The organism is Streptomyces sp. NPDC057694, assembly GCF_042799415.1.
Classification (GTDB): domain Bacteria; phylum Actinomycetota; class Actinomycetes; order Streptomycetales; family Streptomycetaceae; genus Streptomyces.
In genome coordinates this window covers 30,794-53,327 of record NZ_JBHVIX010000027.1, presented here as the reverse complement: position 1 = coordinate 53,327, position 22,534 = coordinate 30,794, and the positions used below count along the sequence as shown (strand labels likewise).

Sequence of the window (22,534 nt, the reverse complement as noted above, 5' to 3'; positions counted from 1 at the left end):
CACCGACCCGTGTGAGACGCGGGTCTCAAGGGCGTACGGACCTTCGGCCCTACCCCGGGCGACCAAGTCCCCGCGACCCTTTACACGTATGCCTTTCTCCGGCTCCAGCAGCTTCACCTCGCCCACCCGTGCGGCACGGACGACCGTGCGCCCCACGGACCGCTGGCGTGCCGCGCTGCTGGTCTCGCTGGTGTCGGTCGTCAGCATCGTCTCGCTCGGCCTCGCCACCCCGGCCGACTTCAGGACCCGGGCGCTGCTCGGCCTGGTGCCGATCGCCGTGGGGGTCCTGACCTCGGTCATGACGACCGCCGTGGTCACCGGGGTGATGCTCGCCCTCTACATCACGCTCCAGATCATCGAACCCACCCCGTCCGGCGGCTGGGCCGTGCTCGGCCCGCTGCTCATCGGCACCGGCGGACTGCTCGGCGTACTGATCGCCCGCCGCCGCGAGGAGCAGCACGCCCGCATCCAGGCCGTCGTCGACATCGCGGAGGCCACCCAGCGGGCCGTGATGCGCGCCCTGCCCGACCACGTCGGCGACCTGCACATCGCCGACTTCTACCAGCCGGCCGCCCGCGCGGCCCGGGTCGGCGGCGACTGGTACGACTTCCAGCCCTCCCCGCACGGCGTGCGCGCCGTCCTCGGCGACGTCAGCGGCAAGGGACTTCCGGCCGTGTCCGCGTCGGCCTCACTGCTCGGCGCGTTCCGCGAGTCCGGATACCACGAGGCCGATGTGCGCGAGGTGGCCCGGCGCCTGGAGATCGCCATGCAGCGCTACAGCGCGTGGGCCAGGGTCATGGGCGAGGAGGAGCTGCCGGACGCCTTCTCCACGGCGCTGCTGCTGCACTTCCCGCCCGGCCTCGACGCCGTGGACATCGTGAACTTCGGGCACGAGCCGCCGCTCGTCGTCGGCGCGGACGGCCGCGTGCACACCCCCGACGTGCCGCCCGGCGTGCCGCTCGGCATGGGGGCGCTCGGCGCGGAGCTGCCCGAGCCGGTGCGGCTGCCGTTCCGGGCCGGCGACACGCTCGTGCTGTTCACCGACGGCGTCACCGAGTGCCGGGACGACGACGGCGTCTTCTACCCCGTACGGGACCGGCTGCCCGGCCTCGTCGAGCGGCTGCCCGCGGACGCGCCGCCCGCCGAACTGCTCCGCCGTATCGCCTTCGACCTGCACGGACACCGGCACGGGCCGCCCAGCGACGACACGGCGATCACCGTCATCCGGCGGACCGAGGGGCGCGTGAAGCCGTACGCGACGCCCTCGGACGCGGTGCTGTACGAGCCCGCGGGTTCCGCCGGGGAGTCTCAGTACGCGACCGACATGCGCGAGCGCGCGTGCCCGTCCCGCTCGACCTCGTCGACGAAGGCGATCGCGTAGTCCTCGGCGCTGATCCGGCTGTTGCCGTCGGCGTCCACCATGAGCCGGTCGCCGCCGATCCGGAACTCGCCCGTGCGCTCCCCCGGCGCGATCTCCGCCGCCGGTGAGATGTACGTCCAGTCCAGGTCGTCGACCGTGCGCAGGAACGCCAGGACGTCCCGGTGGGCGAGCGCCTCGCCCAGGTAGGCGTCCGGGAAGCCCGGCTGGTCCGCCAGGGCCTGCCCCGGGGCCACCTCAAGGCTGCCCGCGCCGCCGACCACCACAAGGCGTCCCAGGCCCGCCCTGCGGACCCCGGCGACCAGCGTCTCGTTCATGTTCAGGAACGGCGCCGTGGGGTTGCTGCCGTCGCGCGGCGGCGCCACCGCGGAGGCCACCACGTCGTGCCCCGCCGTCACCTCCGCCACCCGCGCGAGATCGGTCAGGTTCGCCGAGACCGCCGTCACGCCCGGCACGGGGGAGCTGCCGGAGCGGCTGACGGCCGTGACGCTGTGGCCGCGCTCCACGGCCTCCGCGGCGATGCGACTGCCGACCATGCCGGTGGCTCCGAACAGCACGATGTTGAGGGACATGATCACAGCGAAGCACGACGCCCCGTGGTGCGCATGTTGCGCAACGTACGCCAAAAGAGGTCAATGGAGAGCGGGGGGACCCTCGCACGAAAGGAGCCCCTCATGGCTCAGCATGCGGCCCCGGCGCCCAGACGCGCCGCCTCCGGCTTCTCCCTCACCAGCGCGGCCGTATGGGTCCCGGCGGTCACCGGCGTCCTCTACGGCTTCTGGGCGGCGAACATCCAGCGCTTCGGGCAGGGCGTCACCGGCGGCAACGTCGCGCTCGGCTTCGTCACCGGCATCATCGTCGCGGCCCTCTGCTTCGGCATCCACCAGTGGTCCCGGCAGCTCGCCGGGCGCCATCTCGCGGTGCGCGCGGCGACCTGGGGAGCGTTCGCCGGCATCGCCGTCGGCTTCCTGCGCTCCCTCGGCAACGACGCGGTCCTCTGGCCGATCGTGCTCGGGCTCATCGTCGCGTCGGCCGTCTTCGTGATGACGTACTACCGCTTCTACACGTCGGAGGCCTGACAGCCGGACAGAGAGGAGCGGGGGGGGGGGGGGGGGCCCCCCCCCCCCCCCCCCCTCCTCTCTGTCACTGCCTCCTGCTGCCTCCTAGTTGGTGACGCCGAACTCCACGCGGTAGTCCGAGCGGAAGTAGAAGCTGCTCGGGCTGTTGTTGTCGTGCCGCTGCTTCTCCGGCGGGCAGGGCACCGACGTCCCCGAACAGTCCGGCGGATTGGCGCTGATGGACACGTAGGCGGCACTCGCCCAGCCGTGGGCACCGGTGAACCAGTACCAGTCCGAGGTGCCGTGCACGGACGATCCGTGCGTCACGCACTCGATACGGTCCTGGCTGCCCGGCGCCATCCGGTAGACGACGGATGCCGAAGTACTGGGCCCGGAACGGAGGTTGAGGTCCGTGGACGAGACCACCGTGCCCCAGACGACGCTTCCGCCACCGCTGTTCGCACTGGCGGGAGCCGCCGCCGACACGGCGAGCACGCCGCCCGTGAGCAGGGCGGACGCGACAAGGGCCATGGGCGTACGACGCATGATCGGCCTCCAAGCTCCCCACTCCAGGAAACACCCGTTCGGCCCAATGGACCACTGGAGCCGTCGGCCTTCCGCAGGGGCCGCCGTAGGCCGTATGCAGGCATCCCGGTCGCGCCCGGCCGCCCCGCGCCCTTGCCTGGAACGGTGACCCGAACCCTCCCGTCGACCGTGCTGCTCGTCCTCGCCTGCCTGCTCGTGCCCCTGGGCACCCTCTCCACCTGGGCGAAGTACGAGATCGGCGACAGCGACCGCTACGTGGCCGCGATGGCGCCGCTCGCCACCCAGCCGGACATCCAGAGCGCCGTCGCGGACGCGATCACCGACGGGGTCATGAAGAACCTCGACGTGGGCCCGCTCCAGTCCACCGTCGAGGACTACCTGCACGACGCCGTCGTCTCGTTCACCGGCACCGCCGCCTTCCAGAAGGCGTGGAACACCGCCAACCGGGCCGCCCACGACGCCGTCCAGCAGGCCATCGACGACGACAGCTCAGGACCCGTCACCCTCGACCTGGCGCCCGTCACCGAGCAGGTCAAACAGCAACTCAAGGACGAGAACGTGCCGTTCGCGTCCCAGCTGCCCGTCACCCACACCGAGATCACCATCCTGCCCGCCGACGACCTCGACTCACTGCGCAAGGGGCTCCACATGCTGCAAGTGGCCGGTCTGTGGCTGCCGTTGGCGGCCGTCGTGTTCGCGGTCGCGGGCCTCGCCCTCGCCGTACGCCGCCGGCGCGCGGTCACCGCCACGGGGATCGGCATGGCGCTCGGCGCGGGCGCGCTGCTGCTCGCGCTGGCCATCGCCCGCTCGCTCACCCTGAACGACCTCGCCGACAGCGCCGACGAGGGGGCGGCGGGCGCCGTGTACGACGCGCTCACCGCGACGATGCGGACCGCGTCCTGGGTGATCGTGGGCGTGGGGCTCGCCGTGGCGCTGGCGGCCTGGCTGACCGCACGGTTCGGGCTCGGGAGGCGGCGCGGGGTCACCCGTTCGGAGGCGCCCGGCATGCCGTCGGGCCGTCCCGGAGGGACTCTGCCGATGACGCAGAAGGAGGGTGCCCCATGAGCCAGACCACTCCCGACCCGGGCCCCGGCCCCGGCACCGGCCCCCACTCCGCCTGGTCGGCGGAGCACCGCACGCCGCGCCCCGACCCGGGCCCCGGACAGCCGCCCGGCACCGGCTGGGCGAGCGGCGGCCTCATGTTCGCCGGTGTCCTCATGCTCGTCAGCGGGGTCCTCGGGATCCTCAACGGGATCGCGGGCATCGCCAAGGACGACGTCTACGGCCGCATCGGCGACTACACGTACGCCTTCAACCTCACCGCGTGGGGCTGGATCCACCTCGTCATCGGCATCCTCGTGGCCCTCACCGGCTGGGGCCTGCTCAAGGGCGCCGACTGGGCGCGCGGCGCGGGCATCGGGTTCGCCGCGCTGTACATCGTGGAGTACTTCATGTTCCTGCCGTACGCGCCCGTGTGGTCGGTGATCTCCATCGGCATCGGCGTCTTCGTCATCTGGTCCCTGGCCACGGCCCCGGCCAACCCGGGCACGGGCCGCCACGCCTGACGCGCCCGTCCGGGGTTGTCGGTCGGGTGCGGGCCGGTGGGGCTTCTCGCGCAGTTCCCCGCGCCCCTGGAGCATGCGCTTCGCGCAGCTCCATCGATGAGATGCCGCACGAAGTGCGCATCTCAGGGGCGCGGGGAACTGCGCGACCAGCCCCCACCGGCCCGCACACGAACCACAACCCAATAAGGGGCGCGGGGAACTGCGCGAGAACAGGCCACCGGCCCGCACCCGACCGGCAACTCACAGACCTCGCATAATGGCGGCATGCCACCCCGTCTCAGCCCTCCCGACTGGCTGGTCAGCACGCCGCAGCGGGCCCCGACCCCCTGGCCGGCCGTGGCACGAGCCTCAGTGGCACTGGCACTCCCCCTCGCGGCAGGCCTCGCCACGAACCACGTCACCTACGGCGCCCTCGCCGCGATGGGCGGCCTCTCCGGAGTCATCGGAGACACCGCGGACGCGTACCGCATGCGGATCTTCAACATCGCCGTACCCCAGCTGTTCGGCGCGATCGGCGTGACCGTCGGGTCAGCCGTGTTCGGCCAGGGCTGGCTCGCGGTCGCCGTCGTCACCGCCGTCGCGCTCGTCTCCGGAATGATCTCCACGATCGGCGCGGTCGCCTCCGTCTCCGGACTGCTCCTGCTCCTGAACTGCGTGGTCGGCGCAGGTCTGCCGATGCCCGGCGAGTGGTGGCTGGCGCCGCTGCTGATGACCGGCGGCGGCCTGCTGGTGCTGCTGCTCGCGCTGCTGGCCTGGCCCCTGCGCGCCGGGGCCCCGGAACGAGCCGCCGTCGCGGCGACGTACCGCGGCGTCGCGAACCTCCTGGAGGCCGCCGCCACCGACGACCTCGCCTACGCCGAGACCCGCCTCGCCGTCACCCAGTCCCTGAACCAGTCCTACGACCTGGTCCTCGCCCGCCGCGCCCTCGCCCACGGCCGCAACCCCGAACTGGTCCGCCTGGTCAGCGAGTTGAACGCGGTCACGCCCATCGTGGAGGCCGCGCCCGCCGCCCACCAGTGCGGGATCCCGCTGTCGCCGTCCGTGCCCGCCGCCGTACGGCACCTCGCCGACACCATCGCCGCGGGCCGTCCCGACGACGTCGGCACCCTCGACCTGCCCGAGCCCGACGGCCCCGCCTCGCGCGCCGTCGACCACGCCCTGCGGCACGCCGCCGAGGTCGCCTCCCGGCGCGGCGACGCCGACTTCACGTACGTCACCGGCACCGGATCCGACAGCGACGACCGCCTCGGCCGCCCGGCCGCACTGCGGGTCCGGGCCCGCCGCGCGACCCGCAACGTCCTGCTCTCCGCGACCTCCTGGCGCTACGGACTGCGCCTCGCGCTGTGCATCGGCCTCGCCCAGGCGCTGGTGTCGATCGTGCCGGTGCCACGCTCGTACTGGGTGGCGCTGACCATCACGTTCGTCCTGAAGCCGGACTTCGGGTCGGTGTTCTCGCGGGCCGTGCTGCGCGCGGTGGGCACCGCGGTGGGCCTGGTCCTGGCGGCGGCCGTGCTGTCCCAGGTGCCGATCGGCTGGTGGAACGTGCCGGTGATGATGCTGCTCGCGCCGCTGATCCCCGCCCTCACCCCGCGCGGCTACGGCTTCCAGACCGCCGCCATCACCCCGGTGATCCTGCTGCTCTCCGACATCCTCAACCACCAGGGCACCGCGCTGCTCTGGCCCCGGCTGCTCGACAGCCTGATGGGCTGCGCCATCGCGCTCGTCGCGGGCTATCTGCTGTGGCCGGAGAGCTGGCACACCCGGATCGGCGACCGGCTCGCCGACGCCGTCGCGGACGCCGCCGACTATGTGGAGTGCGCGTTCGGCTCCGCCGAGGATCCCGCCGTGCGGGCCCGGATGCGGCGCAGGCTCTACCGGGACCTGTCCGTCGTCCGCACCGAGTTCCAGCGGGCGCTCACCGAACCGCCGCCGACGGGGAAACGGGCGGCGGCCTGGTGGCCGCTGGTCGTCGCCGTCGAACGCATCGTGGACGCGACGACCGCGGCGCGGGTCCGGGTCCGGCACGGCTTCCCGCCGCCGTCCCCGGCCGAGGTGACCCATGTGGTCGGCCAGCTGCGGGAGTTGGCGCAAGGGCTGCGCAGTTCGGTGGTGCTGTGGGAGGTGCGGGCCGACTTCGGCGCGACCGGGGAGCAGGACGGGGTCCTGGAACACGTACGCCAGGAAGTGGCCGCCGCGCGCGCCATCGGTGTCGGCGAGGGGCCGACGGCCGGTCAGCCGGCCGCGGGCTGAGAGGCCTCTCCGGCGCCTCCGGACGGTCCCGCCGGTCCCGCCGCCCGGTCGGACGCGCTGCGCAGCACGCAGAACTCGTTGCCCTCGGGATCGGCCAGGATCGCCCAGCCCGAACCGTCGGATGCGCGGTGGTCGGCCAGGAACGCGGCCCCGAGGCCGAGCAGCCGCTCCACCTCCTCGTCCCGCGAGGTCTCGGGGCGCAGGCACAGATGGATCCGGTTCTTGACCGTCTTCCCCTCGGGCACCTGGTTGAAGTACAGCACCGGCCCCTCGGCCAGCATCACCTGTGTCTCCCGGGCGCCCGGCCCGTCCTCCGGGTCCAGCGGGCGGCCGGTGACCGCGCTCCAGAACCGGGCCAGTTCATAGGCGTCCGCACAGTCGATCGCGACGTTCTGCACCACTGAGACCATGCGCGCGAGCCTCCCCGATCCCGGCGCCGGACGCCACCGGGACCTTCGGCCCGGACTTTCGGCCGGGTCTTTCGGACGGTTCCGCACCGCCGGGCACGGCTGTTACACAACGTACGGGTGACGCACACGAAGCCGCGCGACCGGCGTCCTACGTTCATGAAGGCAGCCCCGCAACCAGCCCGAACGACGGAGACGACCGACATGCGCGCCACCCGCCACCTCCTCCGTACCGCCACCCTCACCACCGGTGCGGTCGCCGCCCTGGCCCTCCCGGTCACCTCGGCCTTCGCGGACAACGCCCCCTCCCACGCGAAGGGTTACGCCGTCGCGCCGGCCGGCGACGGCTCGGTCGACGCCCGGCAGGCCGCGGCCCCGTCCGACAACAGCCGCTCCGCGCTGATCGCCGCGGGCGCCGGTGTCGCCGCGACCGGTGCGGCGAGTCTGGGCTTCGCCCTGTACCGGCGCGACAGCGAGCGCTGACCGAGCGCGCTCTCCCGCTCCACGGCTCCGAACAAGCCGTCGCGGGAGACGAGTTGGTTGCGGTACGGCAACCGGAGGATGTCCGGGGCGGCCCGTTCGCCCTCACCAATGGGCACAGAACCGCAGATCGCCGGTGATACGGCGAGGTCGATCGGCTCGCCCCTGCCCAAGATCCCCGTCGGCGGCGGCTAACCTTACGTGTCCGCCCTGGCCAGGGGTTCCAGGGACGCCGGGACCAACTCGACCAATTCATGCGGAAGGTTGCGCACATGGGCATTCTGGATCTGCTGCGGAACGCGTTCGGGCGGTCCCGCAAGAAGGACGACGCCGCGGCAGCGCCGGAACCGGAGGCCGCACCGGCCCCCGCTGCCGCCGCCGCGGACGAGCCGACCGTTCCCGCGCCGTCCGCTCCGGCCACCGCGCCGTCCGCGCCGGCCAAGGGGGCGTCGGCCAAGGTCCCCGCCCCGAAGAAGGCCGGCGCGGCCGACGATCTCGTGGCCGCCGCGTTCGACAACGTCTCGGTGCCGAAGCCGGCGAGCCCGGTCGGCGACGAACACATCGCCTCCACCACCGAGCCGTCGGCAGCCCCGAGCGAGCCCGAGCCGGCCACCGAGCCGGACAAGAAGGCCGGCACAAAGGCCGGCACCAAGGCAGGCGCCAAGGCTGCGGCCAAGGCACCGGCCGAGGCGGACACCAAGACGGAGGCCGAGCCGGAGACCAAGCCGGAGACGGCTGTCGAGGCACCGGCCGAGGCCGACTCGAAGGCCGATGCCGAGCCGGAGAGCCCCGCCGAGGCCCAGGTCGAGGCAGAGGCCGAGCCGGAGACCCCCGCCGAGGCGGACTCCAAGACTGAGACCGAGACCGCGCCGGAGGCAGCACCCGAGACCCCGGCCGTGGCCGAGGCCAAGGACGAGGCCGAGCCGGAGACCCCCGCCGAGGCACCGGCCGAGGCCCCCGTCGTGACGGACGCCGAGACGGAGCCCTCCACCGAGGCCGACGCCAAGACCGAAGCCACGCCGGAGACCCCCGCCGAGGCCGAGACCAAGGTCGCGGCCGAGCCGGAAGCCGCGGCCGAGCCGGTCGTCGAGCCCGCCGCCAAGGCCCCTGCCGCCAAGCCCGCCGCCAAGAAGAGGGCCGCCAAGGCCAAGCCCGCCACCGCCGCGAAGGCCGCCGAGCCCAAGGCCGCCGCTGTGGCCGAGCCCACCTCGGAGCCGAAGGCCGCCGAGCCCGAAGCCGCCGACGAAGCCCCGGCCGCCGAGCCCGAGCCCGCTCCCACCCCCGTGGCCGAGCCCATCGCCGAGCCGAAGGCCGAGGCCGAACCGGCCGCCGAGCCCAAGGCCGCGCCCGCCCCGAAGGCCAAGGCCAAGCCGAAGTCCGAGCCGAAGCCCGCCGCCGAGCCGCAGCCCGAACCCGTCACGGCCGCGGCCACGACTGCGGTCACGACCGAGGCCCCCTCTCCCGAGGCCACGGACACCACCCCCGAGCCGAACGCGGTGGCCGCTCACCCGGCCACCCGCGTCAAGACCCGCGCCCCGGGCCTCTCGGCCGCGTACAAGGCCGCCGGGGCCGCCCTGAAGAAGAACGGGCTGGTCGGCGCGCGGGCCACCGTGTACCTCGTGCTCGACCGGTCCGGGTCGATGCGGCCTTACTACAAGGACGGATCGGCGGCGGCGCTCGCCGAGCAGACCCTCGCGCTCGCCGCCCACCTGGACGAGCGGGAGACCCCGACCGTGCACACGGTGTTCTTCTCCACGGACATCGACGCCACCGGCGACCTCACGCTCGACACGGACGGCCACGAGGGCAGGATCGACGAGTGGAACGCGGCGGCGGGCCGGATGGGCCGCACCAGCTACCACCGCGCGATCGAGGAGATCGTCGCCCACCACGAGAAGTCGGACGACCCGACCCGGCCCGCCCTGGTGGTCTTCCAGACCGACGGCCCGCCGGACGTGCAGCGCCCGGCGAACGAGGCCCTCGCGAAGGCGGCGGGCCACCCGCTGCACTTCCAGTTCGTCGCGTTCGGTGACCCGGAGTCCAAGGGCTTCGACTACCTGCGCAAGCTGAAGGCGGACAACGCCGGCTACTTCCACGCGGGCCAGTCCCCGCTGGAGCTGACCGACGCCGAGCTGTACGAAGGCGTCCTGGCCACCTGGCGCCCGTAGGACACAGCCCCGTAGGACACGGCAGGACCCCGCAGGACCGGTGAACCGGACGGGGGCGGTCCACCCGCTGAAACGCGGGTGAATCGCCCTCCCCCGGGCCAGTAGGATTTCGACCATGGCGGCCACTGGAACCGAGAAGCAGGGTGCGAAGGCGTACTACGTCTCCACCCCGATCTATTACGTAAACGACGCTCCTCACCTGGGCCACGCCTACACGACCGTCGCAGGGGACGTGCTCACGCGCTGGCACCGTCAGCGCGGCGAGAAGGTGTGGTACCTCACCGGCACGGACGAGCACGGTCAGAAGATCATGCGCACCGCCGAGGCGAACGACGTGACGCCTCAGGAATGGTGCGACAAGCTCGTCGAGGAGGCCTGGAAGCCCCTCTGGGAGCACCTGAACATCGCGAACGACGACTTCATCCGCACGACGGAGAAGCGCCACACGGACCGCGTTCAGGAGTTCGTCCAGGATCTCCACGACAAGGGTGAGATCTACAAGGGCGGCTACGAGGGCCCGTACTGCGTCGGCTGTGAGGAGTACAAGCTCCCCGGCGACCTCATCGAGGACGAGAACGGCACGAAGCTGTGCCCGATCCACAAGAAGCCGGTGGAGATCCTCAAGGAGGAGAACTACTTCTTCAAGCTGAGCGAGTACGGCGACAAGCTCCTCGCCCTGTACGAGGCGAACCCCGGCTTCATCCAGCCGGAGTCCGCGCGCAACGAGGTCGTGAACTTCGTCAAGCAGGGCCTCCAGGACCTGTCCATCTCGCGCTCGACGTTCGACTGGGGCGTCCCGGTCCCGTGGGACGACAAGCACGTCATCTACGTGTGGGTCGACGCGCTCCTGAACTACGCGACGGCCGTGGGCTACGGCGCGAACCAGGAGAAGTTCGACGAGACGTTCCCGGCGAACGTGCACCTGGTCGGCAAGGACATCCTCCGCTTCCACGCCGTCATCTGGCCCGCCATGCTGATGGCGCAGGGCCTGCCGGTCCCCGGCCGGGTCGCGGCCAACGGGTGGCTGATGGTCGGCGGCGAGAAGATGTCGAAGTCGAACCTGACGGGCATCAAGCCGCAGGACCTGACCTCGCACTTCGGCGTGGACGCGTACCGCTGGTACTTCCTGCGCGCGATCGCGTTCGGCAGCGACGGCTCGTTCTCGTGGGAGGACTTCACCGCCCGCTACACGTCCGAGCTGGCCAACGACTACGGCAACCTCGCCTCCCGCGTGGCCGCCATGGTCGGCAAGTACTTCGGCGGCGCGCTGCCGGAGGCCACCGCCGCGGGCGAGGCCGAGCAGGCCGTCCAGGACGGCCTGGCCAAGGCCGTCGCCGAGGCCGACCGGAAGATCGGCGAGGAGCTGGACTTCCAGGGCGGCATCCTGGCGATCTTCGACTTCGTGAAGCAGGTCAACGGCTACATCACGGAGCAGGAGCCCTGGAAGGTCGCCAAGGACACGTCGGAGGAGGGCCAGGCCCGCCTCGCGACGATCCTGTACACGGCCGCCGAGTCGCTCCGCGCGGTCGCCGTGCTCCTGAACCCGGTCATGCCGGAGACCTCGGCCGCGCTCTGGGACTCCCTGGGCGCCGAGCCGTCCCTGGGCGCCCTCGCCGACCAGCAGGTCCAGTCGGCCGGCACCTGGGGTCAGCTCCCGGTCGGTGCCACGGTGACGAAGGGCGCGGTGCTCTTCCCGCGCTTGGAGGACCCGAAGAAGGACAAGTAGGCAGACATGAGGGCGGCCCGGGACCGGTACGGTCCCGGGCCGCTGTCACATCAAGGGCCGCTCAGCCCGCCCACTCCTTGAGCGGCTCGGCGTCCAGCCCGATGCCGACCGGCTCCGCCACGGGTGTCCCGGGGTCACGGCGCGCGTCACCCCAACCGGGCACGGGCCTCAGGCGTCCCGCACCCGCAGCACCAGCCATCCCGCCGTCAGGGCCGCCCCGGCGTACCCCGCCAGCACCGCAAGCCCCTCGCCCGGGGACAGCGGTGCCGTGCCGGTGCCTGTGGCCGTCTGTACCGCGAGGCCGGCCGTCATGGGGGACGCCTTCTGGATGGTGTGCAGGACGTGGTCCGGCATCTTGATGATGAGGATCGCCAGGTACGGGCCGTACAGCAGCGCCAGCGCCACGCCCACCGCGGCCGCCGCGTGCCGCACGATCAGGGCGATCCCCGCGGCCAGCAGCGCGGTGAGCAGCAGATAGACGGCCGTACCGGACGTCGCCCGCCACACCACGCCCGACGACAGCGGGAGTTGGGAGACCTGGTCGAGCGTGCGCCGCCCGGCCAGCAGCGACAGCGCCACCGCCGGGACCGAGAGCGCCCCGACCGCCCCCGCGACCAGCAGGGTCTTCGCCGTGAAGACCTGACCGCGACGCGGGTTCGCCAGCAGCGTCGTACGGATCGTGCGCGGGTACTCCGACGACACCACCGCCACGGCGACGAGCACGGCGACGGTCTGCGCGACATAGACGCCGGACAGGGACAGCACCGTCGGATCGAGAGTCCCCGACTCCTTCGGGTGGGCGGCCGTGGCGACGAGGACCGTGCAGCCGATCATCGCCAGGGGCAGTGCGGGCAGGGTCCACAACTGCCCGGGCACGGTGCGGAGTTTGGTCCACTCGCCGTGCAGGGTGCGGGACATCCGCCTCCTCATACGTCCCGCCGTACGAGCCTGAAGCGCGCGGCGACCAGGGCCACGGCCACGTACAGGCACAGGACCCCGAAGCCCGCCCAGGGGGTGGTGGCGCTGTCGATGAGGTGCACCGTCTGCTGGATCGCCATGCCGGCCACCGGAGTCGCGCTGCTGACGAAGTCGCCGAGGGCGATGGAGGTGGTCGCGGCCACGAGGGGCAGCACCACCACGGCCATGAACATGAGGACGATCGCCGGGACCGTGCGGCGCAGCAGCGCGCCGACGCCCAGGCTGAGTACCGCGATCAGGGCGAGGAAGGCGGCGCTGCCGACGACCGCGCGGATGCCGGCGGGGTCGGTGAGGGACGGATTGTCGAAGAGGGGCGGCCGGAAGCCGTTGTCGCGCTGGTAGGGGCGGGCCAGGAGGAACGCGGCCACCGTGGCCGGCAGCGCGACCACGAAGACGGCCCCGCCGAGCACCGCGGCCTTCGCGGCGAGGACCCGGCCGCGGCGCGGGCTCGCCGTGAACGTCGTCCGTAGGGTGCCGGTCTTGTACTCGGAGGTGACGAACAGGACGCCGAGCGCGATCACCGCGAGCGTGGCGAGCTGGGTGCCGTCGTCCAGGGACTGCTTGACGAGGTCGACGCCGGGCCCCGCGCCGACCCCGGCCATGCCGAGGCCGCCGAGGTCACCGCTGCCGGTGACGGTGAGGGCGCCGGAGGCGGCGCGGTGGAGGGTGCCGGGGGCGGGTTCGTCCATCGGTGGTTCGGACTTCTCGGGCGGCTGCACGATGTCCGTACGAGACCAACTCCTCTGACCTACGGGCATGGTGACGTGGTCGAAGGTGGCCCGGCCCGTCGTCGGCACGGGATGGGCCGAGATCTCGGTGGGGCCGGTCCGCTTCTCGACCGAGCGCTTCGGCGAGGTGACGAAGACGCCGGCCTCGGCGCCCGTCGCCGGCAGATCCGCCACGGTCAGGGTGCCGAGGGTGTGCCAGGTGCGGCCGTCGGCCGACCAGGCACCGGTGACCCGCTGGCCCGCGCGGGTCATGCGCAGCCGGACCGGCGCCTTGACGTCGCTGTCGCCGACCAGCTCGTGCTTGCTGTCGGTCATCATGCGCACCCCGTGTCCGGGGGTCACCATCAGGGCGGCGTACGAGGATCCGCTCTTCGTGCCGTCCTTGAGCAGCAGTCCCGCCTTGGCCCAGGGGGAGCTGTTCTTCTGGCTCGCGACGCGGGCGGTGTACGTGCCGTCGCCGGTCGTGGTCGTCCGGTGGGCGAAGGTCAGGGTGTCGTACGCCTTCGGCCCGTCGTAGCTGGTGCTGCTGCCGCTCGCCGAGGCGATGGTCATCAACAGCAGCAGGCCGACCATGGCGATCAGCGCGAAGGCGGTGCTGCGCACGGAACGCAGCTTGGTCCACTCGGCGCGCAGCGCCCGCACCGGGCCGCTCATGACGCCTCCCGAGCGGTGAACTCGGCGCTGCTGGAGGTCAGTTCCATGTACGCCTCTTCCAGCGTGGCCCGGTGCCGTGAGAGTTCGGAGAACGGTATGGCCTGCGCGCCGAGGAGTTCCGCGACCTTCTGCGCGGTCGGCCCGGTGACCGTGAGGGACTCGGGACCGTTCACGACGACCGTGGCCCCGGCGGCGCTGAGCACCGTCATCGCCTCGGCGCGCCGGGACGTGCGCAGGGCGACGCGCTCGCCGGAGACCTCGTCGAGCAGCTCACCGACATCGGTGTCGGCGAGCAGCCGGCCGCGGCCGATCACGAGGAGATGGTCGGCGGTGTCCTCCAGCTCGCTCATCAGGTGGGAGGAGACGAGCACCGTGCGGCCTTCCGCGGCAAGGGACTTGAGGAAGCGGCGGATCCATTGGACGCCTTCGGGGTCGAGCCCGTTGACCGGCTCGTCGAGGATCAGCACGGGCGGGTCGCCGAGCAGCGCGGCCGCGATGCCGAGCCGTTGCCGCATGCCGAGGGAGAAGCCTCCGGCGCGTTTCTTCGCGGCCGGGGCCAGGCCGACCTGGTCGAGGACGAGGTCGACGCGGCGGGCCGGGAATCCGCTGTAGTGGGCCAGCCAGAGCAGATGGTCACGGGCCCGGCGTCCCGGATGCAGCGCCTCGCAGTCGAGCAGCGCCCCGACGGTGGCGAGCGGTTCGTCGAGCTCGGTGTACGGCTTTCCGCCGATCAGCGCCGTACCGCTGTCGGGCGCGTCGAGCCCGAGCAGCATCCGCAACGTGGTGGACTTCCCGGCCCCGTTGGGCCCCACGAACCCGGTCACCCGCCCCGGCAGCACCGTGAAACTCAGCTCGTCGACGGCGATGTCCCCGCCGTACCGCTTGCACAGTCCCCGGGCCTCGACGGCCGGGCCCTTCATGTCATCGGTCATGCCCCAGAAGGTAGGCACCACCCCCACCACCCCGCGTCCCACCACAGCGCGCTTTCCACCCCGCCCGGGTCCCCCGGCAGGGGGAGCCCGGCAGACCTTCGTCCGCGGGCCGGTGGGGGCTGGTCGCGCAGTTCCCCGCGCCCCTGAGGCGTGCGCTGCGCGCCGCCTCCCCTTGATGGAGATGGCGCACGCAGTGCGCATCTCCAGGGGCACGGGGAACTGCGCGAGAAGCGGCCACCGGCCCGCACCCGACCACGAACCAGGGCGAGCGCAGCTCGCTTCAGGGGCGCGGGGAACTGCGCGACCAGCCACGACGCAGCCCGCACCCGACCGACAACCGTCCCCCTCCCCCCGCAGGGTGACGCCCACCCACCCGACACCCCCCGATAATGACCGGCATGAAGGGGACCGCAACCGCCCGGAGAACCCTGACCCACCCCGACCTCCCGCTGACCGCGGCAGCAACCGTCACCGCCCTGGCCCTGACAGAAATCCTCGCCCCGGGCCCCACCGTCCCCTCCGACAGCCTCCTCGGCCTGCTGGCGCTGGCCCTCGGCGCCACCGTCCCGCTCGCCTTCCTGCACACCCAGCTCCTGCTCACCGCCGTGACCGTGACGGCGGCGACGCTGCTCACCCCGCTCACGTACGACCGGCTCCTGGTCTCCGGCCTCCCGGTGCTGGCCACCGTCCTGTACACGGTGGGGCGGCGCCTGCCGGGCCGCACCACCACCGCGTTCGCCGTCCCCTTCGCCGGCTACGCGCTGGCCGGCGGCGCGTACGGCACCGCTCTGCTCGTCGGTGCCGGCACCGCGCTCACCGCGGGCCACGCCCACCGCACCCGGGCCGCGAAGGCCCGCCGCGCCGCGGCCGACTGGGCGTACGCCGACACCGCCCTCGCGCACGCCGCGCTCGGCGAACGGGCGCGGATCGCACGGGAGTTGCACGACATCGTCGCCCACCACATCTCGACGATCTCGGTGCAGGCGGAGACGGCCCGCTACACGACGCCGGGGCTGCCGTCCGAGGGCGCGGAGAAGTTCCTGGCGATCGGTGACACGGCGCGGCTCGCGCTCACCGAGATGCGCCGCCTGCTCGGCGTGCTGCGCGAGGACGTGCCCGAGGAAGCCGTCCGCGCCCGGACCCCGCAGCCCGGCCTCGACCAGCTCCTCACGCTCGTGGACGAGGCCCGCGAAACGTCCGGCGGCGCGATCCGGCTCATCGTGCGCGGGCCCGTCACCCCGCTCGATCCGGGCCTGGAACTGACCGCGTACCGCATCGTCCAGGAAGCACTGACGAACGCCCGCCGCCATGCGCACGGCGTCGCGGTCGACGTGGAACTCCACTACAAGGAGGACGAGTTGAGACTCCGGATACGCGACTGCGGGCCGGGCGGCACCCCCGAGGGGGCGGCCGGACACGGCCTGCTCGGCATGCGCGAGCGCACCGCCATGGCGGGCGGCACCCTGCACGCGGGCCCGGCCCCGGCCGGCGGTTTCCTGGTGACGGCGACCCTGCCCGTACGGAGCCCCGGCGCATGAGCGACGGGAACTCCCCCGGCATCCGCATCGTCGTCGCCGACGACCAGGACGTCGTACGGGCCGGATTCGGCGCCCTCCTCGACAGCCGCCCCGACCTCACGGTCGTCGGCAGCGCGAGCGACGGCGCCGACGCCGTCCGCGTGTGCCGTGCCGTCCGCCCCGACCTGGTCCTGATGGACGTACGGATGCCGGGCATGGACGGCATCGAGGCCACCCGCCGCATCACCCGCGAGCAGCCGGACGTGCGCGTCGTGATGCTGACGACCTTCGACCTCGACGAGTACGTGTACGACGCCCTCGCGGCCGGGGCCAGCGGCTTCCTGCTCAAGGACATGCAGGCCGAGCGGCTCTTCGAGGCGGTCCGGGTGGTCGCGGCGGGCGAGGCGCTGCTCGCGCCGACCGTCACCCGGCGCCTCATCGCCGAGTTCACCCGGCTGCGCCCGCGCGCGCTGCCCGAACAGGCCCGCGCCGTCGACGCCCTGACCCCGCGCGAGCGCGAGGTGCTGCGGCTGATCGCCGAGGGACTGTCCAACCAGGAGATCGCGGTACGGCTCGTGGTGGGCGGGGAGACCGTGAAGACCCACGTCAGCCGGGTGCTCGCCAAGCTAGGGGTGCGCGACCGGGCGCAGGCGGTGGTGGCCGCGTACGAGTCGGGGATCGTGGTGCCGCGCTCGGGGTGAGGCGGCCGTCCACAGCGAACGCCAGGGGCCCGGAACCGACGAACGGTTCCGGGCCCCTTCAGGTCACACCAGGTGCTACTTCTTCTCGACCGGCTTGCGCAGCTGGATGTTGAGCTCGCGCAGGCGCGTCTCGTCCAGCTCGGTCGGGGCGCCCATCATCAGGTCCTGCGCGTTGCCGTTCAGCGGGAAGGAGATGGTCTCCCGGATGTTCGGCTCGTCGGCGAGGAGCATGACGATGCGGTCGACGCCGGGGGCGATCCCCCCGTGCGGCGGGGCGCCGAAGCGGAACGCGCGGAGCATGCCCGCGAACTCGGCCTCGACCGTCTCGGCCTCGTAGCCCGCGATCTCGAACGCCTTGAGCATGATGTCGGGCTCGTGGTTCCGGATCGCGCCGGAGGACAGCTCGATGCCGTTGCACACGATGTCGTACTGCCAGGCCAGGATGTCGAGGGGGTCCTTCTCCTCCAGGTCCTGCATACCGCCCTGCGGCATGGAGAAGGGGTTGTGGGAGAAGTCGATCTTGCCGGTCTCCTCGTCCTTCTCGTACATCGGGAAGTCGACGATCCAGCAGAAGCGGAAGACGCCCTCTTCGAAGTGCCCGGCACGCTTGGCGGCCTCGACCCGGACGGCGCTCATGATCTTGGAGACCTCGTCGAACTCGCCCGCGCCGAAGAACACGGCGTGGCCGGCCTTGAGGCCGAGGCGCTCGGTGAGGACCTTCATGTTCTCCTCGGTGAGGAACTTCGCGATCGGGCCCGCGAACGCGCCGTCCTCGCCGACCCGGATCCAGGCCAAGCCCTTGGCGCCCTGCTCGACCGCGTAGGCACCGAGGCCGTCGAAGAACTTGCGGGACTGCGAGGCGGTGTCCGGCACCGGCAGGGCGCGCACGTGCTTGCCCGCGAACGCCTTGAACTCCGAGCCCTCGAACACGTCGGTGATGTCGACGAGCTCCAGCTTGGCGCGCAGGTCCGGCTTGTCGTTGCCGTACTTCAGCATCGACTCGCGGAACGGGATCCGCGGGAACGGGGACGTGACCTCGCGGCCGCCGCCGAACTCCGTGAAGATCTCCGTCATGAGCTTCTCGATGGGCTGGAAGACGTCTTCCTGCTCCACGAAGCTCATCTCGACGTCGAGCTGGTAGAACTCGCCCGGCGAGCGGTCCGCGCGCGCGTCCTCGTCGCGGAAGCACGGCGCGATCTGGAAGTAGCGGTCGAAGCCCGAGATCATCAGCAGCTGCTTGAACTGCTGCGGGGCCTGCGGCAGCGCGTAGAACTTGCCGGGGTTCAGACGGGAGGGGACGACGAAGTCGCGGGCGCCCTCGGGGGAGGTCGCGGCGAGGATCGGCGTCGCCATCTCGTTGAAGCCGAGGGCGACCATCTTCGAGCGGATCGAGGCGATGACCGCGCTGCGCAGCATGATGTTCCTGTGCATGCGCTCGCGGCGCAGGTCGAGGAAGCGGTACTCCAGGCGCCGCTCCTCGTTCACCCCGTCGTCCGCGTTGATCGTGAAGGGGATCTGCTGGGCCGCGCCCAGGACCTCGACCTCGGCGGCCTCGATCTCGATCTCGCCGGTGGGCAGCTCGCCGTTCACGTTGTCCGCGCCGCGGGAGACGACCTTGCCGTCCACGCGGACGACGGTCTCCTTGGTGAGCTTGTCCAGGACCTCGGCGGCCTTCGTGCCCGGGCGGGCGACGAGCTGCGTGATGCCGTAGTGGTCGCGCAGATCGATGAAGAGGATGCCGCCCAGGTCTCGGCGATTGTGCAGCCAGCCGCTCAGCCGGACGTCGGAGCCGACGTCAGAGGCGCGGAGCTCGCCGCAGGTGTGGGACCTGTACCGATGCATCGTCGTTCATCCAGCCTTTGCGCTTGGGGTTCCCGGGGAGACAACCCGGATCTCCCCAAGGGTACCGGCCGCCCGACCACCGCTCGGCGGCCGCGCCCATCCGGGGGACAGCCGCGGACCCCGGCTCTCGGTGGCAGTTCTCGATCACCTCTTCATAGAGTGGAGCAATGCGCACTGGTGACCCCCTCCCTCCGGTGGAGGACGTCCTCGCCGCACTCGCGACCGGCCTGTGGCGCTGGGACAACCGGGCGGGCACCGTCACCTTCGACGCGGAGGCCGCCCGCCTCATCGGGCTGCCCGCACGGACGACGACCCTCACGGAGGCCGGTGCGCGCGCCCGTTTCCACCCGGTCGACTGGAACGAGATCGACGGCATCATCCGTCTCGCCGTCGCCGAGGGCACCCTCGCCGAGGCCCGGCTGCGCATCATGGACGACCGGGGCCATGTCGTCCGTACCGTGCGCAGCCGCTCCAAGCCGATAGTGCACGGCGACGCCCCGGACGTGTTCGAGCTGATCGGCACCCTCCAGGAGGTCGCCGAGCCGCCGCCCGGCGCCTCCTCCCGCACCCCCGTCACCGGCGACTGGCGGCGCTCCCGCGAGGCGTTCCTGCTGGACGCGGGCCGCGCGCTGGCCGAGGCCGACTCCACGGCCGAGGTGATGCGGGTCGCGGCCGGTCTGTCGATGCCGGGGTTCTCGCCCGACGGCCTCGCCGTGTTCGGCGTCGCGGGCGACCGGCTCACCGTCATCGGCCACCACGGGCACAAGCCAGGCGCCGAGGGCCCCTTCACCGACATGGACCTGGCCACGGACTATCCGGCGGCCGAGGTCTGCCGCACCGGCCGCGCCGTCTACCTCTCCGCCCCCGAGGAGTACCGGAGCCGCTATCCGGCGGCCTGGCCGCTCGCCGCCGGCTTCAACCGCCAGTCCTGGGCGTTCCTGCCGCTCATCGTCGCGGGCCGCACCATCGGCGCGTGGATGGCGGGCTTCGCCTACCGGGTCACCTTCACCCCCGACGAGCGCTCGGTGCTGACCACCGTCGCCCGCATGCTGGCGCAGGCCCTCTCCCGGGCCGGGGTCGCCGAGTCGGAGCGCGAGCTGACCGACGGCCTCCAGAAGTCGATGCTGCCCTCGATCGGCCCCGAGATCCCCGGCATGACCATCGCGGCCCGCTACGTCCCGACCGGCGGCGGCCTCCAGGTCGGCGGCGACTGGTACGACATGATCCCGCTGCCCAGCGGCCGGATCGCCCTGGTCATCGGCGACGTACAGGGCCATGACGTGCAGGCCGCGGGCCTCATGGGCCAGCTGCGGATCGCGCTGCGCGCCTACGCGTCCGAGGGCCACGGCCCCGACGCGGTCCTCTCCCGCGCCTCCCGCTTCCTGTACGGGATCACCGCCGACTCCGCCGACACGGCGGACCTGCGCTTCGCGACCTGCCTGTACGTCGAGGCCGACCCGGTCACCGGCACCCTGGAGATCGCCCGCGCGGGCCACCCGGACCCCGCGATACGCACCGCCGACGGCACGGTGATGATGCGTCCGACCGCCGGCGGCCTGCCGCTCGGCATCGACCCGGACGCCGACTACCCGACGACGCGGCTCGCCCTCGAACCCTCCGAGACACTGCTGATCTGCACGGACGGCCTCATCGAGACGGGCGGGCACGATCTCGACTCGGGCTGGGCCCGGATCCGTACGACGCTGGAGAAGCTCCCCGCCGACGACCTGGAACTGCTGGCGGACGCCCTCGTCCAGGCGGTCCACGGGCCGTCCTCGCACCACACCACGGGCCCGCTCGCGGACCGCCGCGAGGACGACATAGCGCTGCTCCTGCTGCGCCGCGCGACCGAGTCGCGGGTGCCCGTCACCGCCCGGCGCACCGCGATGACCATCGCGCAGGCCGAGCCGGAGCGGATCGCCGTCGCCCGTCAGCAACTGCGCGAGCTGCTGCACGACTGGGCCGACGACGACCAGATCGACTCGGCGGTGCTGATGGTCTCCGAGATGGTCACCAACGTCCTGGTGCACACCGACGGCGACGCGCTGATGGTCGCCGAGGTCGGCCGGGGCTGCGAGGGGCCGCGCCGGCTGCGGGTGGAGGTCGCGGACGCCTCGGACAACCTGCCGCACAAGCGCAGGCCGGGCGAACTCGCCTCATCCGGACGAGGGTTGGTGCTGATGGAGCTGCTCGCCCAGAAGTGGGGCGTCGACCCGCGGGGCGAGGGCAAGAGCATCTGGTTCGAGCTGTACGAGCCGTCGGGCCCGGACGCGGCGGACATCACCGAGCCGGACCTCTCTGGGCCGGGCGTCTCTGGGCCGGGCGTCTCTGGGCCGGATATCACTCAATCGGCGGTTTCACGTGAAACAGCCGGCTCCGACGAGCTCGCGTAACGCCCCTTCAGCTCCCCGATGATGCCGAACGCGGCCGCCGTCAGCGGCACCGCGAGCAGCATCCCGAGGATGCCGGCGACGGAGGCCCCCGCGGCGATCGCCAGCATCACCAGCGCCGGATGCATCTGCACCGTGCGCGACTGGATCATCGGCTGGAGGATGTGCCCCTCCAGCTGCTGCACCGCGAGGATCACGCCGAGCGCCCACAGGGCGATGACGAAGCCCCGGTCGGCGAGTGCGACGAGGACGGCGACGGCGCCGGAGATGGTGGCGCCCAGGTAGGGGATGTAGGCGCCGACGAAGACGAGCGCGCCCAGGCCCACCGCGCCCGGCACCCGCAGGATCAGCAGGCCGACGGTGATGCACAGGGCGTCGATGAGCGCGATGAAGGTCGTCCCGCGCATGAAGCCCGAGATCGCCTCGAAGGCCCGGCGGCCCATCGCCTCGATGACCTCACCGGCACCGCGCGGGGCGACGGCGTAGGCGAGGCCCGCGGCGCGGTCGGAGTCCTTGAGGAAGAAGAACGTGAGCAGCAGCGCGAGCACGGAGGTCGCCAGGAGCGAGCCGATCACGGAGAGCCCGGTGAGCACGCCGCCGGCCAGGCTGGATCCCCATTTGGTGAGCAGGCTCTTGGCGTTGTCGGCGACGTTGCCGAGGTCGTCGGCGCCGCTGATCCCGAAGTGCGCGCGGATCCAGTCGCCCGCGTCCTGCACGGAGTCGACGATCTGGTCGCCGGTGTCGATGAGCGCCTTGACCACGATGTACCCGGCACCGCCGACGACGGCGACCAGGGCGACGCAGGTCAGCGCGGCGGAGAGCGCGCGCGGCACCTTGCGCCGGTTCAGCCATTCGAAGACGGGCGCGAGCAGCGCGGTGCCGAGCAGGGCGAGCAGGACCGGGGTGACCGCCGACTTGAAGACGATGCAGAGCCAGACGGCGACGGCGGCGACCCCGGTGACGAGCAGGGCCACCGTGCACCAGGCGGCGGCGCGCCGGACCGCCTCGGGCAGCAGGGGTGTGCCCGCGGGCGCTCCCGGGGGCGGGTCCTGGGACTCTCGGCTCGTCTGCACCCTCCCAGGCCATCACGCGCGCGTGGGCCCGACCCTCCGGGGGGGGGGAAGAGGGGGGGGGGGTGTTGGGTGGTGTGTGGGGGACAGTCCATGGTGGGGGGGAAAAACAAGAGGGAAGGCTGGGGGGGGTAGAAGGAATGC

Annotated in this window: 19 protein-coding genes; 11 read left to right on the top strand and 8 right to left on the bottom strand. The window is 72.5% G+C overall.

Annotated features, from left to right (window positions below):
* Window positions 1-88: 88 nt before the first annotated feature.
* Entirely contained in the window at window positions 89-1,381 is a 1,293-nt protein-coding gene (locus tag ACFVDP_RS36885; RefSeq protein WP_383499685.1) for a PP2C family protein-serine/threonine phosphatase, read from the top strand.
* Here ACFVDP_RS36885 and ACFVDP_RS36880 read toward each other — a convergent pair.
* Window positions 1,309-1,950 (bottom strand): NAD(P)-dependent oxidoreductase, encoded by a 642-nt coding sequence (locus ACFVDP_RS36880; protein WP_383499682.1) that lies wholly within the window; start codon window positions 1,948-1,950, stop codon window positions 1,309-1,311. The two genes, ACFVDP_RS36885 and ACFVDP_RS36880, sit on opposite strands and share 73 nt — an antisense overlap.
* A gap of 102 nt (window positions 1,951-2,052) precedes the next feature.
* On the opposite strand from ACFVDP_RS36880, the gene ACFVDP_RS36875 reads away from it, so the two are divergent.
* Window positions 2,053-2,457, top strand: coding sequence for a hypothetical protein (locus ACFVDP_RS36875; RefSeq protein WP_383499679.1), 405 nt, complete (start codon window positions 2,053-2,055; stop codon window positions 2,455-2,457).
* A gap of 84 nt (window positions 2,458-2,541) precedes the next feature.
* On the opposite strand, the gene ACFVDP_RS36870 is transcribed toward ACFVDP_RS36875, so the two are convergent.
* Complete coding sequence (locus tag ACFVDP_RS36870; protein ID WP_383499676.1) at window positions 2,542-2,982, bottom strand: SH3 domain-containing protein; 441 nt, start codon at window positions 2,980-2,982, stop codon at window positions 2,542-2,544.
* 144 nt (window positions 2,983-3,126) lie between these two features.
* Here ACFVDP_RS36870 and ACFVDP_RS36865 point away from each other — a divergent pair, with 144 nt between their 5' ends.
* The 3 genes from ACFVDP_RS36865 to ACFVDP_RS36855 all read left to right on the top strand — a co-directional run bounded on the left by ACFVDP_RS36865 (window position 3,127) and on the right by ACFVDP_RS36855 (window position 6,797).
* Window positions 3,127-4,047 (top strand): hypothetical protein, encoded by a 921-nt coding sequence (locus ACFVDP_RS36865; protein ID WP_383499673.1) that lies wholly within the window; start codon window positions 3,127-3,129, stop codon window positions 4,045-4,047.
* Window positions 4,044-4,547, top strand: a complete 504-nt coding sequence (locus ACFVDP_RS36860) for a hypothetical protein (protein WP_383499669.1) — start codon at window positions 4,044-4,046, stop codon at window positions 4,545-4,547. Before ACFVDP_RS36865 ends, ACFVDP_RS36860 begins: the two co-directional genes overlap by 4 nt.
* Before the next feature lie 264 nt (window positions 4,548-4,811).
* Window positions 4,812-6,797, top strand: coding sequence for an FUSC family protein (locus tag ACFVDP_RS36855; protein WP_383499666.1), 1,986 nt, complete (start codon window positions 4,812-4,814; stop codon window positions 6,795-6,797).
* Here ACFVDP_RS36855 and ACFVDP_RS36850 read toward each other — a convergent pair.
* Window positions 6,779-7,207: a VOC family protein gene (locus ACFVDP_RS36850; protein ID WP_383499663.1), complete on the bottom strand. Its 429-nt coding sequence runs from the start codon at window positions 7,205-7,207 to the stop codon at window positions 6,779-6,781. The genes ACFVDP_RS36855 and ACFVDP_RS36850 overlap by 19 nt on opposite strands.
* 201 nt (window positions 7,208-7,408) lie before the next feature.
* Between ACFVDP_RS36850 and ACFVDP_RS36845 the strand changes: the two genes are divergently transcribed.
* The 3 genes from ACFVDP_RS36845 to metG all read left to right on the top strand — a co-directional run bounded on the left by ACFVDP_RS36845 (window position 7,409) and on the right by metG (window position 11,578).
* Window positions 7,409-7,687, top strand: a complete 279-nt coding sequence (locus tag ACFVDP_RS36845; RefSeq protein ID WP_383499660.1) for a hypothetical protein — start codon at window positions 7,409-7,411, stop codon at window positions 7,685-7,687.
* A 269-nt stretch (window positions 7,688-7,956) separates the two neighbouring features.
* Entirely contained in the window at window positions 7,957-9,852 is a 1,896-nt protein-coding gene (locus ACFVDP_RS36840) for a VWA domain-containing protein (RefSeq protein ID WP_383499658.1), read from the top strand.
* A 115-nt stretch (window positions 9,853-9,967) separates the two neighbouring features.
* The gene (gene metG, locus ACFVDP_RS36835; protein WP_383499655.1) at window positions 9,968-11,578 is read left to right on the top strand and encodes a methionine--tRNA ligase; all 1,611 of its coding nucleotides are present in this window, start codon (window positions 9,968-9,970) and stop codon (window positions 11,576-11,578) included.
* Window positions 11,579-11,746: 168 nt separating this feature from the next.
* On the opposite strand, the gene ACFVDP_RS36830 is transcribed toward metG, so the two are convergent.
* The 3 genes from ACFVDP_RS36830 to ACFVDP_RS36820 are packed head-to-tail and all read right to left on the bottom strand — an operon-like array spanning window position 11,747 to window position 14,870.
* Window positions 11,747-12,496 carry a hypothetical protein gene (locus ACFVDP_RS36830; RefSeq protein WP_383499652.1) on the bottom strand — a complete coding sequence of 250 codons (750 nt, stop codon included), beginning with the start codon at window positions 12,494-12,496 and terminating at the stop codon, window positions 11,747-11,749.
* 8 nt (window positions 12,497-12,504) lie between these two features.
* Entirely contained in the window at window positions 12,505-13,938 is a 1,434-nt protein-coding gene (locus tag ACFVDP_RS36825; protein WP_383499649.1) for a hypothetical protein, read from the bottom strand.
* Window positions 13,935-14,870: an ABC transporter ATP-binding protein gene (locus tag ACFVDP_RS36820; protein ID WP_383499646.1), complete on the bottom strand. Its 936-nt coding sequence runs from the start codon at window positions 14,868-14,870 to the stop codon at window positions 13,935-13,937. Before ACFVDP_RS36820 ends, ACFVDP_RS36825 begins: the two co-directional genes overlap by 4 nt.
* Window positions 14,871-15,268: 398 nt before the next feature.
* On the opposite strand from ACFVDP_RS36820, the gene ACFVDP_RS36815 reads away from it, so the two are divergent.
* Together ACFVDP_RS36815 and ACFVDP_RS36810 are read left to right on the top strand one after the other, a co-directional pair.
* Window positions 15,269-16,408, top strand: coding sequence for a sensor histidine kinase (locus ACFVDP_RS36815; RefSeq protein WP_383499644.1), 1,140 nt, complete (start codon window positions 15,269-15,271; stop codon window positions 16,406-16,408).
* On the top strand, window positions 16,405-17,088 hold the full coding sequence (locus ACFVDP_RS36810) for a response regulator (protein ID WP_383499640.1): 684 nt from the start codon (window positions 16,405-16,407) through the stop codon (window positions 17,086-17,088). The genes ACFVDP_RS36815 and ACFVDP_RS36810 overlap by 4 nt, the downstream gene beginning before the upstream one ends.
* 75 nt (window positions 17,089-17,163) lie before the next feature.
* Here the strand turns inward: ACFVDP_RS36810 and aspS are convergent, their stop codons facing one another.
* Window positions 17,164-18,930 (bottom strand): aspartate--tRNA ligase, encoded by a 1,767-nt coding sequence (gene aspS, locus ACFVDP_RS36805; protein WP_383499637.1) that lies wholly within the window; start codon window positions 18,928-18,930, stop codon window positions 17,164-17,166.
* A gap of 167 nt (window positions 18,931-19,097) precedes the next feature.
* On the opposite strand from aspS, the gene ACFVDP_RS36800 reads away from it, so the two are divergent.
* Entirely contained in the window at window positions 19,098-21,323 is a 2,226-nt protein-coding gene (locus tag ACFVDP_RS36800) for a SpoIIE family protein phosphatase (RefSeq protein ID WP_383499634.1), read from the top strand.
* On the opposite strand, the gene ACFVDP_RS36795 is transcribed toward ACFVDP_RS36800, so the two are convergent.
* A complete protein-coding gene (locus ACFVDP_RS36795) occupies window positions 21,275-22,393 on the bottom strand; it encodes an AI-2E family transporter (RefSeq protein ID WP_383499631.1) in 1,119 nt (372 codons plus the stop codon). The two genes, ACFVDP_RS36800 and ACFVDP_RS36795, sit on opposite strands and share 49 nt — an antisense overlap.
* Between the last annotated feature and the right edge of the window lie 141 nt (window positions 22,394-22,534).

Coding starts and splice junctions, on each gene's coding strand:
- ACFVDP_RS36815 (WP_383499644.1), top strand. CDS start 15,269: ATGAAGGGGACCGCAACCGCCCGGAGAACCCTGACCCACCCCGACCTC.
- ACFVDP_RS36800 (WP_383499634.1), top strand. CDS start 19,098: ATGCGCACTGGTGACCCCCTCCCTCCGGTGGAGGACGTCCTCGCCGCA.
- ACFVDP_RS36810 (WP_383499640.1), top strand. CDS start 16,405: ATGAGCGACGGGAACTCCCCCGGCATCCGCATCGTCGTCGCCGACGAC.
- ACFVDP_RS36850 (WP_383499663.1), bottom strand. CDS start 7,207: ATGGTCTCAGTGGTGCAGAACGTCGCGATCGACTGTGCGGACGCCTAT.
- ACFVDP_RS36840 (WP_383499658.1), top strand. CDS start 7,957: ATGGGCATTCTGGATCTGCTGCGGAACGCGTTCGGGCGGTCCCGCAAG.
- ACFVDP_RS36875 (WP_383499679.1), top strand. CDS start 2,053: ATGGCTCAGCATGCGGCCCCGGCGCCCAGACGCGCCGCCTCCGGCTTC.
- ACFVDP_RS36885 (WP_383499685.1), top strand. CDS start 89: ATGCCTTTCTCCGGCTCCAGCAGCTTCACCTCGCCCACCCGTGCGGCA.
- aspS (WP_383499637.1), bottom strand. CDS start 18,930: ATGCATCGGTACAGGTCCCACACCTGCGGCGAGCTCCGCGCCTCTGAC.
- ACFVDP_RS36880 (WP_383499682.1), bottom strand. CDS start 1,950: ATGTCCCTCAACATCGTGCTGTTCGGAGCCACCGGCATGGTCGGCAGT.
- ACFVDP_RS36825 (WP_383499649.1), bottom strand. CDS start 13,938: ATGAGCGGCCCGGTGCGGGCGCTGCGCGCCGAGTGGACCAAGCTGCGT.
- metG (WP_383499655.1), top strand. CDS start 9,968: ATGGCGGCCACTGGAACCGAGAAGCAGGGTGCGAAGGCGTACTACGTC.
- ACFVDP_RS36860 (WP_383499669.1), top strand. CDS start 4,044: ATGAGCCAGACCACTCCCGACCCGGGCCCCGGCCCCGGCACCGGCCCC.
- ACFVDP_RS36870 (WP_383499676.1), bottom strand. CDS start 2,982: ATGCGTCGTACGCCCATGGCCCTTGTCGCGTCCGCCCTGCTCACGGGC.
- ACFVDP_RS36830 (WP_383499652.1), bottom strand. CDS start 12,496: ATGTCCCGCACCCTGCACGGCGAGTGGACCAAACTCCGCACCGTGCCC.
- ACFVDP_RS36855 (WP_383499666.1), top strand. CDS start 4,812: ATGCCACCCCGTCTCAGCCCTCCCGACTGGCTGGTCAGCACGCCGCAG.
- ACFVDP_RS36845 (WP_383499660.1), top strand. CDS start 7,409: ATGCGCGCCACCCGCCACCTCCTCCGTACCGCCACCCTCACCACCGGT.
- ACFVDP_RS36820 (WP_383499646.1), bottom strand. CDS start 14,870: ATGACCGATGACATGAAGGGCCCGGCCGTCGAGGCCCGGGGACTGTGC.